Genomic DNA, 15,805 nt, shown 5'->3' with positions numbered 1-15,805 from the left:
GCCCGCTTTAGCGTCCCGCCGCGCGGCCTTCAAGCATGTGGCGGCGGTATATCTCGATCATCCAGCCCAGCATCACGGCATTGAGAAGATGCCAGAACAGATGCGTGCCCACGGGGAAGGCCGCGCAAAGCGTCTCGTCCAGGCTGCGCGCGGTGATCGACAGGGTCAGGATCGCCGCCCCGACCGCGAAACCGCGCACCAGCACCGGGAAACGACGGCGCAACACGGCGCCATAGATCACCAGCAGGATCGGGACGGTCCAGTAGAAGGACGAGACCGCGAAGAAGGGCACGTCGCTTAACAGGAACGTGATCCCGGCCGCATAGGGAAGGAACCCGGCTGTCGCCAGCCCCGCCGCCCAGCCGGGCCAGCCAAGCACGTCACGGTGCACGGCAAAGAGATAGAGCAGGATGAAGCCCAGGATCGGCACGGTGTCGGTCATGGCCGCCCAGACCGTCGCCAGCGTGTGGAACAGAAAACTGCCGATTCCGATGGCGAAAAGCACCGCCGCCAGCGCGCGGGCCAGGGGCACACCGGCGCTGCGCCGCCACATGATCACCGCGGCCACGATGAAGGCCAGGTTCGTCACCGCGTTCACCGGTTCGGCCCAGAAGCTGAAATCCAGACGCTCGCAATAGCCGTCGATCTGTTCGGCCAGGTTCATCCGCCGTGCCCCGTCTGGTTTGTCCGCCAATCCGTGTTACCCTCGCCCCGGCAACAAACCAAGAGAGAGTGTCATGAAGATCACCTGGCTTGGCCACAGCGGCTTTCGCATCGAGATCGGCGGCAAGGTGCTGCTGATCGACCCGTGGCTGGCGGGCAACCCCGGCTTTCCCGAGGATCGCGCCGCCGAGGCGACCAAGGGCGCGACGCATATCTGCCTGACCCACGGCCACGGCGACCACGCGTCGACCACGCTGGCGATCGCGCGAGACCAGGGTATCCCGGTACTCTGCATCCACGAGATCGCCCAGCTCTGGGACGGAAAAGACGATGTCGAGGTCATGGGGTTTGGCAAGGGCGGCACGCTCGACCTCGACGGGGTCAGCGTCACCATGACCCATGCCGTGCATTCCTCCTCTTTCGACTTCACCGGCGAGGGGTTGCAATACGCGGGTGACCCGGCAGGATTCATCATCCGCGGCGAGGGGCATTCGATTTATGTCAGTGGCGACACCGACGTTATGGCCGACATGGAGGTCATCGCGGATCGCTACGCGCCGGATATCGGTATCCTCTGCGCGGGCGGGCATTTCACCATGGACATGGAAGGCGCAGCCTATGCGGCCAACCGCTATTTCGACTTCAAGATCGTGATCCCCTGCCATTACAAGACCTTCCCGCTGCTGGCCCAGGATGCCGAACCGCTGCGCGCACGGCTGCCCGAGGGCACACGCCTTGTGGAGCCGCAGGTGCTGGAGCCGATCACCATCTAGCCGATGGCGCGGTCAACGGTCGGGCCCGGGCCTATTCGTTTTCGTCGCGCCGGGCCGCAAAGAAATCCTTGAGCAACCGCTCTGCCGCCTCGGCGCCGATACCGTCGTACACCTCGGGGGTGTGGTGGCATTGCGGGTGCTCGAAAACCCGAGCGCCATGCGCCACGCCGCCGGACTTGGGATCGGCCGCGCCGTAGTAGAGCCGCCCGATCCGGGCGAAGGAAATCGCCGCCGCGCACATCGGGCAGGGTTCCAGCGTCACGTAGAGATCGTAGCCGGTCAGCCGTTCCGTGCCGAGCGCCTCGCAGGCCGCCCGGATCGCCAGCACCTCGGCATGGGCAGTGGGATCGTTGCCTTCGCGGGTGCGGTTGCCGGCCCGTGCCAGCACCTCACCTGCCTGAGCGACCACTGCACCCACCGGGACCTCGCCGCGTGCGGCAGCGGCGCGGGCCTCGTCCAGGGCGGCGTCCATATGGCTGCGAAAGGTCATGTCCTTAGATCGGCTGGCGGGGGCGGCTTGGCAAGGGCGAAACATGCGTTTTTTGCCAAGATGACGGCCAGGCGATTGCACGACGGGCAACGGGCCACTAAGCCCCTGACCATGTCAAAGCCCGTTTCCCAACCCGGCGACCGTATCGCCAAGGTTCTTTCGCGCGCCGGGATCGCCTCGCGCCGCGAGGCCGAGCGCATGATCGCGGCGGGTCGTGTCGCCGTGAATGGCAAGCGCATCGACAGCCCGGCGCTGAACGTGACGGGCCAGGACAAATTGACCGTGGATGGCAAGCCGGTCTCGGAACCGGAACCCCCGCGCGTCTGGCTCTATCACAAACCTGCGGGCCTGGTGACCAGCGCCCGCGACGAGCACGGCCGCGAGACGGTCTTCGACACCCTGCCCGATGACATGCCGCGGGTAATGAGCGTGGGCCGGCTGGACCTGAATTCCGAAGGGCTTCTGCTGCTGACCAACGACGGCGAGATCAAGCGCCGCATGGAGCTGCCCAGCACCGGGTGGCAGCGCCGCTACCGCGTGAGGGTCAAGGGCGCGCCCGAAGAGGCCGCGCTGGACAAGCTGCGCGCGGGCATCACCGTTGACGGCCTGCACTATCAGCCCATGACCATCACGCTGGACCGCACGCAGGGCGCCAATGCCTGGCTGACCGTGTCGATCCGCGAGGGCAAGAACCGCGAGATCCGCCGCGCCATGGAGGCCATCGGCCTGACCGTGAACCGGCTGATCCGGGTCAGCTACGGGCCATTCCAGCTGGGCAGCCTAAAGCCCGGCGCGGTAGAGGAGCTGCGCCCCCGCGTTGTGCGCGACCAGCTGGGGCTGGAGGCCGAGAAGCAGCCGCAGCGCCGTCGCAGGCCCGCGGCAAGGCGGTCAAGGGCGGGGAAAACCCGACCCGATTGACCCTTGCCGCACGGGGCCGGCTGTGCATCCTTGTTGTCAGGGCTGCTTGCGGCGGATCGGGCACCCCTCGCAACCGGGCTTTCATTCGCCTATCTTGTCAAGGATACGACACGTGGAGCACGATGGCGCGACTGATCCTCATCCTTGCCGCGGTAGCGACACTGGTGCTGATCGCCGGCATCATGGCGCGCCTGCTGGCCCCGCTGCAAGCGGTGGCGCCGCGCGCGGTGCCACAAGATGGAGGCCGCCGGTTGCCTGACACTATCAAGAACGTGGCCTATGCGCTGCTGATCGTCCTCATGTTCGGCGTCGCAACCGGCTGGCTCGGGGGGCTTTGACGATGGCCCGGCGTTATGGCGGACAACACAGCCCCGGCGGGGCATCGGATGCACCGCGCGATCCCGTCCTGCATGAGGACCGGCAGGTCGATGCCGCGGGTGCGCGGGCCAATGTGCTTTTCGTGCCGGGGATCGTCCTGGCGTTCACCTCGCTCAACGAGGGGGCGACGGGGCTGGTGCTGGGCCTGGCCGGGGCAGCGGTCCTGACGCTGGCCGCCTGGCTGACCCGCGACGGGCTGCGCGCCCATGCCGCATTTGACGCGCGGCGGGTGGCGCGCCGGCCCGCCCTGCCGCGCAAGATTCTCGGCGCGGTGCTGACCGGCTTCGGGATCGGCATTGCCGCTTATGCCAATGGCGACGGGCTGCTGGCTTGCGCGCTCTTCGCGCTGGCCGCGGGCGGGCTGCACGTCGCCGCCTTTGGGCCGGACCCGCTGCGCGACAAGCACGTCGAGGGCATCGACACGTTCCAGCAGGACCGCGTGGCCCGCGTCGTGGACGAGGCCGAGGCCTATCTGGAAGCCATGCGGAACCATGTTGCCAGGTTAAAGGACCGCCGCCTGGAAGGCCGCGTGATGCAGTTCCAGACCACGGCCCGGCGCATGATCCGCACCGTTGAACAGGACCCGCGGGACCTGACCGGCGCCCGCAAGTTCCTCGGCGTCTACCTGATGGGCGCGCGAGACGCGACCGCCAAGTTCGCCGAGCTTTACGCGCGCAGCGGCGATGCCGCGGCCCGCGCCGACTTCGAGGCGTTGCTGAGCGACCTGGAAGAGAATTTCGCCGCCAGAACCGAGAAGATGCTGCTGGACGACCGCAGCGACATGGACGTCGAGATCAAGGTGCTGCGCGATCGTTTGCAGCGTGAAGGGCTATGAAGTCCGTTTCCATTGGGGATAATTGAAATGTCTGAGAGAACAGCCGAGACCATGCAGAAAGCACAGGCCGCCCTGGCAGAGGTGGAGAAGGTCTCCGCCGTCGTCCTGCCCGACCCCAGCGCCGAGATCGTGCCGGCCGACAAGGCCGACAAGCCCACCGCCGCCGAGATCAACAAGCGCATGGCGGAACTGGACATGACCGACACCAACTCGATCATCTCCTTCGGGTCGGCCAGCCAGGCCGAGTTGCAGGAGATATCGCAGTCCATGTTGCAAGGCGTGCGCAACAAGGACGTGGGCCCTGCCGGCGATAGTCTGCGCGAGATCGTGACCACCATCCGCGGCTTCAACGTCAGCGAACTGGACGTGCGCCGCGACAGGTCGTGGTGGGAAAAGCTGCTGGGCCGCGCGGCCCCGGCGGCCAAGTTCGCGGCCCGCTTCGAGGACGTGCAGGGCCAGATCGACCGGGTGACCGATGACCTGCTCAAGCACGAACACGTCCTCCTAAAGGATATCGAGAGCCTTGACCGGCTCTACGAGAAGACGCTGGCCTTCTACGACGAACTTGCACTCTACATCTCGGCCGGCGAGGCGAAGCTCAAGGCGCTGGACGAGACGGATATCCCCGCCAAGGCAAAGGAGGCCGAGGCCGCCCCCGAGGAGGCCGGTGTTCTCAAGGCGCAGGAACTGCGTGATCTGCGCGCCGCCCGTGACGACCTGGAGCGCCGGGTGCACGACCTCAAGCTGACGCGGCAGGTGACCATGCAGTCGCTGCCCTCGATCAGGCTGGTGCAGGAAAACGACAAGTCGCTGGTCACCAAGATCAACTCGACGCTCATCAACACCGTTCCCCTGTGGGAAACCCAGCTTGCCCAGGCCGTGACGATACAGCGGTCATCCGAGGCCGCCGCGGCGGTGCACGAGGCCAACGACCTTACCAACGAGTTGTTGACCGCCAACGCGGAAAACCTGCGCAGCGCCAACAAGACCATCCGGGAGGAAATGGAACGCGGCATCTTCGACATCGAGGCTGTCAAGCAGGCCAACGCCGACCTGATCGGCACCATCGAGGAAAGCCTGCAGATCGCCGACGAAGGCAAGCGCCGCCGTGCCGCGGCCGAGAAAGAGTTGCAGACGATGGAGTCCGAGCTGAAATCCACCCTGGCCGCCGCCAGCGCCGGCCAGACCCCCGGTGACGCGACGGACCGTTCGGCCGCGGCCGGGGCCTGATCGCGTGGCCTTTCAAGGGACGGCAAAGACACTGTCGGCGGGCCTTGTCGCTCTGCTGCTGACGGGCTGCGACGCCTATGTCGGCACGCAGGGCAACACTGGCCCGGCATCAGAGACCGCGTCACAGCGGCCCGCACCGCCCGACCTTTCGCCCGAGAGCGAGGCCCTGCGTCGGCACTACCAGCGCATCCAGAACAACCTGGTGGCGCAGGGGCTGCTGCGCACCGACGGCGGCGGACCCGAGACACAGTTCACCGACACGATACTGGCGCGCAACTTCGTGCGCATTGCCCTGTTCAACGAGTATATCGATACCGGCAGCGAGTTGCGCGCCCAGGCCAATGTCAGCCGCCTGCGGCGCTGGGAAACCCCTGTCCGGCTGACGGTGGAATTCGGCAAGACGATCCCACCGGCCCAGCGCGAAGCGGACCGTGACGCCGTGAGCGACTACGTCGCGCGGCTGTCCGAGGTCTCGGGGCTGGATATATCGGTCACCGGACAGAACCCGAATTTCCATGTCCTGTTCCTCAACGAAGACGACCGGGCGGGCTTGCCCGTCCGCCTTCGCCGGTTGCTGCCCGGCATCACGGACAGCACCATGCGCGCCGTCACCGACCTGCCGCGCGAAACCTTCTGCCTTGTGCTGGCCAGTTCAGCGCCCGACGGGCCCGGCTACGGCCGGGCGGTCGCGCTGATCCGGGGCGAGCACCCCGACTTGATGCGCCTCGCCTGCATCCACGAGGAGATCGCCCAGGGGCTGGGCCTGGCCAACGACAGCCCGCAGGCGCGCCCCTCGATCTTCAACGACGACGAGGAATTCGGCCTGCTGACCTATCACGACGAGCTTCTGCTCAAGATGCTCTACGACGACCGACTGAAGGCCGGCATGACCGCCGCCGAAGCCGCCCCCATCGCCCGCGAGATTGCGCGCGATGTGATGGGCGGCCCCGCCTGACACGAAAGGACACAGGGACATGGGCATCTTCGACTTTCTGACCGGGGAATTCATCGACGTCATCCACTGGACGGACGACCGCCGTGACACGATGGTCTGGCGATTCGAGCGCGAGGGTCACGAGATCAAGTACGGCGCCAAGCTGACCGTGCGCGAGGGGCAGGCGGCGGTCTTCGTGCACGAGGGGCAGATGGCGGATGTCTTCACCCCCGGCCTCTACATGCTCGAGACCAACAACATGCCGGTGATGACGTCGCTCCAGCACTGGGACCACGGCTTCAAGTCGCCCTTCAAGTCCGAGATCTACTTCGTCAACACGACGCGTTTCACGGACCTCAAGTGGGGCACCAAGAACCCGATCATGCTGCGCGATCCGGAATTCGGCCCCACCCGCATTCGCGCCTTCGGCACCTATACGGTCAAGGTCGCGGACCCCGCGCGGTTCATGTCCGAGATCGTCGGCACGGACGGCGAATTCACCATGGACGAAATCGGCTTCCAGCTGCGCAACATCATCGTGCAGGAATTCAGCCGCGTGATCGCGGCCAGCGGCATCCCGGTGCTGGACATGGCTGCCAATACCGCCGACCTGGGCAAGCTGGTGGCCGGGGCCATCGCCGAGACAGTGGCGCAATACGGGATCACCATCCCGGAGTTCTACATCGAGAACATCAGCCTGCCACCGGCTGTCGAAAAGGCGCTGGACACCCGTACCAGCCGCGGTCTGAGCGGCGACCTGGACGCGCACATGAAATACGCCGCCGCCGAGGCCCTGCGCCAGGGCGGTGAGGCGTCGGGCGCAATGGGCGCCGGGATGGGCGCAGGGCTGGGCATGGCCATGGGCCAGCAGATGGGTGGGCCATGGGGACGCCCGGGCGGGGGCCAACAGGCCGCCGGCGCCCCGGTCGCCCCGCCTCCGCCGCCGGTGGAACACGTCTGGCACATTGCCGAGAACGGACAGACCAGCGGACCCTTTTCCAAGGCGGCCATGGGCAAGATGGCCCAGTCCGGCGACCTGCGCCGCGACAGCCATGTCTGGACCCCGGGCCAGGACGGCTGGATGCGCGCCGAGGACGTGGCAGAACTGGCCCAGCTTTTCACCGTCATGCCCCCGCCACCCCCGCCGCCCGGCTGACGGCGGCCAAGGGCGATCTGAAACTTTCCACGGCGTCTTGCCGTTATTCATGATATGGTCGCCCTGCCCCGCATATCCCGGCTGCGCTCGCGCCGTCCGACGCGGCGAACCTGCCTCAAGGCGTTGCATGCGCTGATGATCCCGCTCACCTTCTGGTTCATGATCGCGACACCGGATTTCGTGCGCGAGGTCTTCGGGCCCAGGGGCGCGGCAATCAATTCCGACATCGCGCTGGTCTTCGTCACGCTGGCGCTGATCTGGTCGCTGGACTTTTTCCTGCGCGGGCTGGCCGGGCGACCGGGTCCCAAGCTGTCGCCCCGCCTGCGCCTGTTCCATCGCATCCTGCACCGGGCGCTGCTCATCGGGCTGTTCCTGGTGCCGGTGGGTGGGTTTCTTCTGGGGCTGACATCGCATCGGCTGCTCAAGGCAGGAGGCTGGCTGCCCATCGCCCCGCCCATGGACATGGAGCGCGCCAACGAGATCGTAGGCACATTGCACATCATCGAGTTCTACACCCTGGGCGGATTGGCGACGATCCACGCAGGCTTTCACATCTGGCGGCACGTGAAACTGCGCGACAACGCCCTGCGGATCATGGCGCCGAAGGTCCTGCATCGCTTTCTCTAGCGCTTTTCCATGTGGCAATGCGGCAGGGCGCTTGGTAATCATTCCTCATGCGCGAGACCCCGCCCCCCGCCGCGCCCGCCAAGGGCGACGAACATCGCTTTCCCTGCGACCAGTGCGGCGGCGACCTGCGCTTCGATCCGGGCGGCGGGCGCTTGGTCTGCGACCATTGCGGCGCGGCCGAAGCCCTGGACGGCACGGCCCCCGCCACGACCCCGCGTGAACTGGACTTCCGCAGCGCGGTCAGCGGCAGCCTTGACGCCGCCGAAATCGAGGAAACCCGGGTCATGTCCTGTCCCAACTGCGGCGCCCAGACCGAGTTCGACAGCGATATCCATGCCGCCGAATGCCCCTTCTGCGCGACGCCGGTGGTCACCGATACCGGCACGCACCGCCATATCAAGCCGAAGGGCCTGCTGCCCTTCGCGCTCGAGGAAAGCACCGCCCACGCGGCCATGACAGATTGGCTGGGCCGGCTTTGGTTCGCGCCGAACGGCCTGAAGACCTATGCCCGCAAGGGCCGCCGGATGCAGGGCATCTACGTGCCCTACTGGACCTTCGACGCCGATACCACGACCCGCTACCGCGGCCAGCGCGGCACCCACTATTACGAGACGCGCACCGTCGTGCGGGACGGCAAAAGCAAGCAGGTGCGCGTGCGCAAGACCCGCTGGCGCAGCGTTTCCGGGCAGGTCGCACGGTTCTTCGACGACGTGCTTGTGCTGGCCTCGCACTCGCTGCCGCGCCGGTACACCGATGCGCTCGAACCCTGGGACCTGTCGGACCTGGAGCCCTATCGCCCCGACTACCTGGCCGGGTTTCGCGCCGAGGGCTACCAGGTGGAACTGGAGGAAGCGTTCGGCGAAGCGCGCGAGAAAATGGACCGGGTAATCCGGCGTGACGTCAAGTTCGACATCGGCGGCGATGCCCAGCGTATCCGCGACATGGATACCGATATCGGCAGGCTGACCTTCAAGCATGTCCTGCTGCCCGTCTGGCTGGCTGCCTACTCCTATCGAGGAGAAACCTATCGTTTTGTCGTCAACGGGCGCACCGGAAGGGTGCAGGGGGAACGGCCATGGTCCGCCATCAAGATCGCGGTTGCGGTGGTCCTGGGGCTGCTTGTTGCCGGGGCCGTCGGTTACGCGGTGGCCCTTGGCCAGGGGCAGATATAGGGGCGGGTTTGCGCTTGACCGGGGCCCGCCTGGTCCTGTTTACGAACAGCCACGTTATGTTGGCGCTAACATCCGGGTGAACACATGATCCTCTGCTGCGGCGAAGCCCTGATCGACATGCTGCCCCGGCAGTCCACCATGGGCGAGGAGGCCTTCGCCCCCCATGCCGGTGGCGCTGTCTTCAACACCGCCGTGGCACTGGGGCGGCTGGAGGCGCAGACGCAGTTTTTCTGCGGGATGTCATCGGATTTCCTGGGCGACCTGCTACGCGACCGCTTGGCCGAGAGCGGGGTGGACGCCGGACCGTCGCCCCGGCTCGACGCGCCCTGCACCCTCGCCTTTGTCCGGCTGGTCGCGGGCCAGGCCACCTATGCCTTCTACGACGAGAACTCGGCGTTGCGATCCCTACGGCCCGAACACCTGCCCGACGTGACGGCAAACGCCCTTTTCTTCGGCGGGATATCCCTGGTCGGCAATGGCTGCGGCCAGGTCTACGAGGACCTGATGCTGGCACAGGGGGAAACCCGCGTGACCATGCTCGATCCGAACATCCGCCCCGGTTTCATCCGCGACGAAGCGGCCTACCGCGCGCGGATCGAGCGGATGCTGCGCGCCGCCGACATCGTCAAGCTGTCCGACGAGGATCTGGTCTGGCTGCGCGGCGCGGGCGACCTCGCCACCCAGGCGCGCGGGCTTCTGTCGGAGCGCACCCGTCTGGTCTGCATCACCGAGGGGGCCCGGGGCGTGACAGGCCATACCGCCACGGGCGCCGTCTTCGTGCCGGCCCCGCAGGCGCAAGTCGTCGATACGGTCGGGGCTGGCGACACCTTCAACGCGGGGTTGCTGGCCGCGCTGGACGACGCCGGGGCGCTGACCAAACCGGCACTGACCGCGCTGGACGAGACCCCGCTTCGGGCCGCCCTGACGCTCGGCGCGCAGGCCGCCGCCGTGACAGTGGCCCGCGCCGGGGCCAACCCGCCTACGAGGGCCGAGCTGTGAGGGCCGTGGTTCAGCGCGTTTCCGAAGCCGCCGTGGATGTCGACGGCGTCCGGATCGGCCAGTGCGGTCCGGGCCTGTTGGTCCTCGTCTGTGCCATGCGGGACGATACGGCTGACCTGTCCGGCAAGCTGGCGACCAGGATATCCAGACTGCGCATCTTCAAGGACGAGGCCGGGCGCATGAACCGATCGGTGCTCGATGTAGGCGGCTCGGCGCTTGTCGTCAGCCAGTTCACACTGGCCGCCGATACCAACCGAGGCAACCGCCCCGGATTCTCCATGGCCGCCAGTCCGCAGGACGGCGAGCGACTGTATCTGCACTTCGCAAAGGCTCTTGCAGGGCTTGGCGTGCCGGTGGAAACCGGGCGGTTCGGCGCCGACATGAAGGTGTCGCTGCTCAATGACGGGCCGGTGACGCTCTGGCTGGACACGGGGGGCTAGAGGAACCCGCGCCAGGCCAGCACCGCCAGAACCCCGAGCGCCACCACCACCAGGTTGAAGACAAGCACCCCCGCAAGGCCCAGCAGCCGATCGAGGCGCTGCGCCTTGGGGTCGATGCCGCGCAGGTGCCCAGCAACGCGTGCAGCCGCGGCCCTCAGCGCCGGTCCATCGACCATCGGGACCAGCCGGGGATGAGCCGACAACGCGCGCGCGCGCAGGATGCTGGCCAGGTCCCGGCGCACCGCGCGCGGTAGCGACCGCCCGGCCCGCCGTGTCAGCACGTCCAACGAGGCGCCGCGAAGACCCAATCGCGCGTGCATGAGGCGGGTCAACTCCGCCTCCATCCGGTCCAGATCCTGATCCATCATGCCTTCATATCGCCCCGCCCGGGGGCTTTCAATTCTGCGACCACGGGGCTAAGCCATTGCCCATGCTGAACGTGATAGAACATGGCGAGCCGGGGCGGCCACAGGTGCTTATCGCTCACGGGCTGTTCGGGTCGGGCCGAAACTGGGGCGTGATCGGCAAGCGCCTGGCGGACACCTTCCACGTGCTCTGCCCGGACATGCGCAATCATGGCGACAGCCCATGGTTCGACAGCCATTCCTATGAAGACATGGCCGACGATCTGGCGGGCCTGCTGGACGGCCCCGCAGACGTGGTCGGGCACTCCATGGGGGGCAAGGCGGCGATGATGCTGGCGCTGACCCGGCCCGACCTGGTGCGTCGCCTGGTGGTCGCCGATATCGCCCCGGTCGCTTACGGGCACAGCCAGTCACACAACATCGCCGCCATGAAAGCGGTCGATCTGTCCGGCGTGACCCGGCGATCCGAGGCGGCGCCGTTACTGGACGCGGATGACGAGGTCAAATCCTTCCTGCTCCAGTCGCTGGACGTGGCCGAGGCGCGCTGGAAACTGAACCTGGACGTGCTCGACCGCGAGATGGACAGGATCATCGGCTGGCCCGAGGTGTCGGGCCGGTTCGACGGCCCCGCCCTGTTCCTTTCTGGTGGTCGGTCGGATTACGTCCGGCGCGAACACCGCGAAACGATCAAGGCGTCTTTCCCGCAGGCACGGTTTGCCAGGATCCCCGATGCGGGGCATTGGCTGCATGCCGAGAACCCCCGCGACTTCGAAGCCACGCTGCGCGCGTTTCTGGCGTGATCAGACCTCTTGCGCGTCGGGGTCGGGGATCAGGTCCCTGTCCTTTTCGCGCGTGTGGTCAAAGGCCGGGTCGTTGCGCTTGATGCGGCGCGAGACGTAGTGCGAGGCCGGCCAGGCCGACAGTAGCCCGACCGCGAAAGCGCCAAGGATGGCGGGCCACGTGTAGTAGCCCAGCGACATTACGGCGATGACCAGTCCCCCCGACAACACCGGGAAAAGGGCGGAAAACATCAGGATGAGTTTCAGGCGATCCATGATTGGCCTCCTTTCTTGCACCGAGGGTATGCAGCAGGCCGACCGGACCAAGAGGATTTCAACAGGTTGTGATCCTCAGCCCCCAAGCCCCCGCGCCACCAGTGCCGAGACCGGAAGCGCCACGATACCCCCTGTCGCCGCGGCGCCCAGCAGCGGCCAGAGCCCCGTCATTCCCGCCACCAGCGCGACCACCACGCAGGTGCCCGCAAGGGTCGAGGCGATGACGCCGAAAAGCGCCTTGGCCAAATGACTCATCCCCGGTTCAGGATCGCCCGGGCGACCATGATCGACACGGGCACGGCAACGGTAAAGCCCAGCGCGGCGGCAATGATGATCGGCCGGGCGGTATCGAGGCCCATGACCAGCCCGGCGATGATGAAGGTCCCGGCCAGCGAGGTGCCGATGACGAAGAACAGAATGGCGGCAAGACGGCCCATGTGAGACTCCCTTGGGTGTTTGTATGGGGAGTGTGGCATGTGTCGGGGGTCGGGGCGTTGATTTGGGTCAAGACGCCGCCATCGCCGACAGCGCCCCGGCAGCAGGTGCCGCGCGATGGCCAGACCGCGGGATGGCGACCCGAGGTCGGGGCAGCGCGCTTTATGCCCGCCAAGTCCGGACGACGCTTAAGCGAAGCGCCAGCGACCCCAAATCGCCAGCCCGTCGGAGCGGTCTGGCGATCGCGCGGCACCTGCGGTGCTATTCGCGCGGAGCGCAACTAGACCAAACTTCAAAAACTGAAAAGAACTCATTATCTAACTCTATCTGTTCTGCCTGCACAATCACGCTCAATTGCCTGAAGTATGATCTCGCGAGCGCAGTGCGAAAGCGCGAGGGTACCAGAAAGAGATCCTAACCGTCCATGGGCGAAAGCATTTCTAAAACCAACACAAACTGCGAAGAAATTTTTCTCATCTTCGCCGTCCGCAAATTCCCTTATTTTCGACTTCAATCGGCAGTCCTTTTGTGCTCCAATCAAGCGAGAGTAGAAGTTAGCTTCCAAATTTTGGCTTTGCGCCTTTGCGCGAAACCGCTTTCCATCATCAATCGTGAATATATCTCTATAGACATCAAACCAGGGGCTATCCCGAAGTCGACAATACGTCTCAAAAGCAGCCGCAGACAAAGTGAATATTAATTGTCCTGTATAATTATCGACAGGTTCTTCACCTTTATACCCGTCAGCGTTCAAACCAGTCACATTCCTGGCCAAGAGAAACTTTGACGCTGCTTGAGAAATTGGGCTTGTTACGAACCATTTGCCGCATTGCGATCTTCCCAAAGAGAACCCTGTGTCGTCTAAACAGCTGCGCTTATGCCCTAACTGGTCGATTTTGTAATGAAGTTCTATAAAGAACTCTGGCGCCCCATTGAATGGGTTTACCATATTAAAGTTTCCCTTTTTTCGTATCATTTAAGCCTGAGACAGCAACCATCTCATTATAGCGAATATCACTTTTTAAGTAATTGCAACAAAAATTTTCGTAGGGGTTAAATCTTCGATGAGCGAAGCTATTACGAACACGACCCGCAATCGGCTGCGCCAATCACCTACCCGTTCCGCCCTTGTACACGCCAAAACTGGATCACCCCTCCACCATCAACGCCGATCTTATCCAGCCCCAACCGTGTGCGGCCACATTTGGCTGCGCCAAACGTATACCCGCACGCGCCTAAAAATGGCCAGCTTCAGCTGTCCATTTTTAGTGCGGAAATAAACGCCTCCTGCGGGATATCCACCTTCCCGAACTGGCGCATCTTCTTCTTGCCGGCCTTCTGCTTGTCCAGCAACTTGCGCTTGCGCGAGGCGTCGCCGCCGTAGCATTTCGCCGTCACGTCCTTGCGCATGGCGCTCAGCGTCTCGCGGGCGATGACCTTGCCGCCGATGGCCGCCTGGATCGGGATCTTGAACATGTGGCGCGGGATCAGGTCCTTGAGTTTCTCGCACATGGCCCGGCCCCGCATTTCGGCCCGGTCGCGATGAACCATCATCGACAGGGCATCCACGGGCTCGTCGTTCACCAGCACCTGCATCTTGACGAGGTTGTCCTCGCGGTAACCCGTCAACTGGTAGTCGAAACTGGCATAGCCCTTGGTCACCGATTTCAGCCGATCGTAGAAATCGAACACCACCTCGTTGAGCGGCAGGTCGTAGACCACCATGGCACGGCTGCCGGCATGGCTGAGATCGAGCTGGATGCCGCGCCGATCCTGGCAGAGCTTGAGCACGTCGCCCAGGAATTCGTCCGGCACGAGGATCGTGGCCTTGATGCGCGGCTCTTCCACGTGGGCGACATGGGTCAGGTCGGGCATGTCGGCGGGGTTGTGCAGTTTTTCGCACGTCCCGTCTTTCATGTAGACGTGATAAACGACAGAGGGCGCGGTGGTGATCAGCTCGATATCGTATTCGCGCTCGATCCGGTCGCGAATGACCTCGAGGTGCAAAAGCCCCAGGAAGCCGCAGCGAAAGCCGAAGCCCAGCGCCGCGGACGACTCCATTTCATAGCTGAACGAGGCATCGTTGAGGGCCAGCTTGTCGATGGCATCGCGCAGGTCGTTGAACTGGGCGCTGTCAACCGGGAACAGCCCGCAGAACACCACCGGCTGCGCCGGCTTGAACCCTGGCCAGGGCGTGTCGCAGGGGTGCTTGTCGTGGGTGATTGTATCGCCCACGCGGGTGTCGCGCACCTGCTTGATCGAGGCGGTCAGAAAGCCGATCTCGCCCGGGGCCAGTTCATCCACCGTCTGCATCGAAGGTTTGAACACGCCGATCCGGTCCACCTGGTGGACCGAACCGTTCTGCATCATGCGGATGCGGTCGCCCCTTTTCAGTACCCCGTCGCGGATGCGTACCAGAACGATGACGCCCAGGTAGGGGTCGTACCAGCTGTCCACCAACATGGCCTTGAGGGGGGCGTCGCGCGTGCCCTCCGGCGGGGGCAGATGGGCGATGATCGCCTCCAGCACGTCGCGGATGCCCTCGCCCGACTTGGCCGAGACGGGGATCGCGCCGCTGGCGTCGATACCGATCACGTCCTCGACCTGTTCGGCGACCCGGTCGATATCGCTGGCGGGCAGGTCGATCTTGTTGAACACCGGGATCAGCTCGTGATCCGCGTCAATCGCCTGGTAGACATTGGCGAGCGTTTGCGCCTCGACCCCTTGCGTGGAGTCCACCACCAGCAAGGACCCCTCGACCGCGCGCATGGACCGGCTGACCTCGTAGGCGAAATCCACGTGGCCGGGCGTGTCGATGAGATTGAGCACATAATGCTGCCCGTCCAGCGCGTCATACTCGATACGCACGGTGTTGGCCTTGATGGTGATGCCGCGCTCGCGCTCGATATCCATGGCGTCGAGCAGCTGCTCCTTCATGTCGCGGTCGGGCACGGTGTTGGTGGCCTGGATCAGGCGATCGGCCAGCGTCGATTTCCCATGGTCGATATGCGCCACGATCGAGAAATTGCGGATATGGGTCAGGTCGGTCATGTCGCCCGATATGTCCGGGTTTGCGGGCTTTGGCAATGGGGCAAAGCTGCGCGGGCGCTGCAGGTCGAGGCGCCCCGGGGGTATCCTGCGCTCCACCGCGAGCGGTGACGGCAAGGGATAGAAAGGACCCGCGCAGGCCCGTTGCGGTCAGGCTGCTGGCGCCGTGGGTCACGTCGATGCTGATCGAATAGCGAAGGGGCTTTTCCGCCTGTCCAGGGTGGCGACGCGGCCGCGGCACGGACCAAGCGCCATAAGGAACTGATCGACGGGACTCAGGGATATGG

The 15,805-nt window shown here is 65.2% G+C and carries 20 protein-coding genes; 12 read left to right on the top strand and 8 right to left on the bottom strand.

The annotated features are described in order from the left end of the window. Positions 1–7: 7 nt before the first annotated feature. Positions 8–694, bottom strand: coding sequence for a ceramidase domain-containing protein (locus VJ897_RS03820; RefSeq protein ID WP_324053422.1), 687 nt, complete (start codon positions 692–694; stop codon positions 8–10). Between the two features lie 43 nt (positions 695–737). On the opposite strand from VJ897_RS03820, the gene VJ897_RS03815 reads away from it, so the two are divergent. Then, complete coding sequence (locus VJ897_RS03815; RefSeq protein WP_324053420.1) at positions 738–1,436, top strand: metal-dependent hydrolase; 699 nt, start codon at positions 738–740, stop codon at positions 1,434–1,436. Positions 1,437–1,467: 31 nt separating this feature from the next. Here VJ897_RS03815 and VJ897_RS03810 read toward each other — a convergent pair whose 3' ends face one another. Continuing rightward, entirely contained in the window at positions 1,468–1,926 is a 459-nt protein-coding gene (locus VJ897_RS03810; RefSeq protein ID WP_324053419.1) for a nucleoside deaminase, read from the bottom strand. Positions 1,927–2,037: 111 nt separating this feature from the next. On the opposite strand from VJ897_RS03810, the gene VJ897_RS03805 reads away from it, so the two are divergent. From VJ897_RS03805 to dtd, 10 genes are all read left to right on the top strand, one after another. Next, positions 2,038–2,844 carry a pseudouridine synthase gene (locus VJ897_RS03805; protein WP_324053417.1) on the top strand — a complete coding sequence of 269 codons (807 nt, stop codon included), beginning with the start codon at positions 2,038–2,040 and terminating at the stop codon, positions 2,842–2,844. A gap of 122 nt (positions 2,845–2,966) precedes the next feature. Beyond that, a complete protein-coding gene (locus VJ897_RS03800; RefSeq protein ID WP_324053415.1) occupies positions 2,967–3,182 on the top strand; it encodes a hypothetical protein in 216 nt (71 codons plus the stop codon). Positions 3,183–3,184: 2 nt separating this feature from the next. Further along, positions 3,185–4,057 (top strand): 5-bromo-4-chloroindolyl phosphate hydrolysis family protein, encoded by an 873-nt coding sequence (locus VJ897_RS03795; RefSeq protein WP_324053413.1) that lies wholly within the window; start codon positions 3,185–3,187, stop codon positions 4,055–4,057. A gap of 27 nt (positions 4,058–4,084) precedes the next feature. Further along, positions 4,085–5,287: a toxic anion resistance protein gene (locus VJ897_RS03790; protein ID WP_324053411.1), complete on the top strand. Its 1,203-nt coding sequence runs from the start codon at positions 4,085–4,087 to the stop codon at positions 5,285–5,287. Between the two features lie 4 nt (positions 5,288–5,291). Continuing rightward, a complete protein-coding gene (locus tag VJ897_RS03785; protein ID WP_324053409.1) occupies positions 5,292–6,242 on the top strand; it encodes a DUF2927 domain-containing protein in 951 nt (316 codons plus the stop codon). Positions 6,243–6,261: 19 nt separating this feature from the next. Beyond that, positions 6,262–7,377: an SPFH domain-containing protein gene (locus VJ897_RS03780; RefSeq protein ID WP_324053407.1), complete on the top strand. Its 1,116-nt coding sequence runs from the start codon at positions 6,262–6,264 to the stop codon at positions 7,375–7,377. A gap of 54 nt (positions 7,378–7,431) precedes the next feature. After that, complete coding sequence (locus VJ897_RS03775) at positions 7,432–8,004, top strand: cytochrome B (protein ID WP_324053405.1); 573 nt, start codon at positions 7,432–7,434, stop codon at positions 8,002–8,004. Positions 8,005–8,051: 47 nt separating this feature from the next. Then, positions 8,052–9,176, top strand: a complete 1,125-nt coding sequence (locus VJ897_RS03770; protein ID WP_324053403.1) for a TFIIB-type zinc finger domain-containing protein — start codon at positions 8,052–8,054, stop codon at positions 9,174–9,176. Between the two features lie 84 nt (positions 9,177–9,260). Continuing rightward, positions 9,261–10,175 (top strand): carbohydrate kinase family protein, encoded by a 915-nt coding sequence (locus VJ897_RS03765; protein WP_324053401.1) that lies wholly within the window; start codon positions 9,261–9,263, stop codon positions 10,173–10,175. Further along, complete coding sequence (dtd, locus tag VJ897_RS03760) at positions 10,172–10,615, top strand: D-aminoacyl-tRNA deacylase (RefSeq protein WP_324053399.1); 444 nt, start codon at positions 10,172–10,174, stop codon at positions 10,613–10,615. The genes VJ897_RS03765 and dtd overlap by 4 nt, the downstream gene beginning before the upstream one ends. On the opposite strand, the gene VJ897_RS03755 is transcribed toward dtd, so the two are convergent. Then, positions 10,612–10,983 (bottom strand): hypothetical protein, encoded by a 372-nt coding sequence (locus VJ897_RS03755; protein WP_324053397.1) that lies wholly within the window; start codon positions 10,981–10,983, stop codon positions 10,612–10,614. The two genes, dtd and VJ897_RS03755, sit on opposite strands and share 4 nt — an antisense overlap. 62 nt (positions 10,984–11,045) lie before the next feature. Between VJ897_RS03755 and VJ897_RS03750 the strand changes: the two genes are divergently transcribed. Then, positions 11,046–11,780, top strand: a complete 735-nt coding sequence (locus VJ897_RS03750) for an alpha/beta fold hydrolase (RefSeq protein ID WP_324053395.1) — start codon at positions 11,046–11,048, stop codon at positions 11,778–11,780. On the opposite strand, the gene VJ897_RS03745 is transcribed toward VJ897_RS03750, so the two are convergent. From VJ897_RS03745 to lepA, 5 genes are all read right to left on the bottom strand, one after another. Further along, the gene (locus tag VJ897_RS03745) at positions 11,781–12,035 is read right to left on the bottom strand and encodes a hypothetical protein (RefSeq protein ID WP_324053393.1); all 255 of its coding nucleotides are present in this window, start codon (positions 12,033–12,035) and stop codon (positions 11,781–11,783) included. Positions 12,036–12,110: 75 nt separating this feature from the next. Further along, positions 12,111–12,290 (bottom strand): CTP synthetase, encoded by a 180-nt coding sequence (locus VJ897_RS03740; RefSeq protein ID WP_324053391.1) that lies wholly within the window; start codon positions 12,288–12,290, stop codon positions 12,111–12,113. Next, complete coding sequence (locus tag VJ897_RS03735; protein WP_324053389.1) at positions 12,287–12,472, bottom strand: CTP synthetase; 186 nt, start codon at positions 12,470–12,472, stop codon at positions 12,287–12,289. The genes VJ897_RS03740 and VJ897_RS03735 overlap by 4 nt, the downstream gene beginning before the upstream one ends. A gap of 311 nt (positions 12,473–12,783) precedes the next feature. Further along, on the bottom strand, positions 12,784–13,419 hold the full coding sequence (locus VJ897_RS03730) for a hypothetical protein (protein ID WP_324053387.1): 636 nt from the start codon (positions 13,417–13,419) through the stop codon (positions 12,784–12,786). Positions 13,420–13,721: 302 nt separating this feature from the next. Then, positions 13,722–15,521, bottom strand: coding sequence for a translation elongation factor 4 (gene lepA / locus VJ897_RS03725; RefSeq protein ID WP_324053385.1), 1,800 nt, complete (start codon positions 15,519–15,521; stop codon positions 13,722–13,724). Positions 15,522–15,805: the final 284 nt, after the last annotated feature.

The organism is Salibaculum sp. (genome assembly GCF_035270045.1).
Classification (GTDB): domain Bacteria; phylum Pseudomonadota; class Alphaproteobacteria; order Rhodobacterales; family Rhodobacteraceae; genus Salibaculum.
This window is presented reverse-complemented; position numbering and strand designations above follow the sequence as displayed.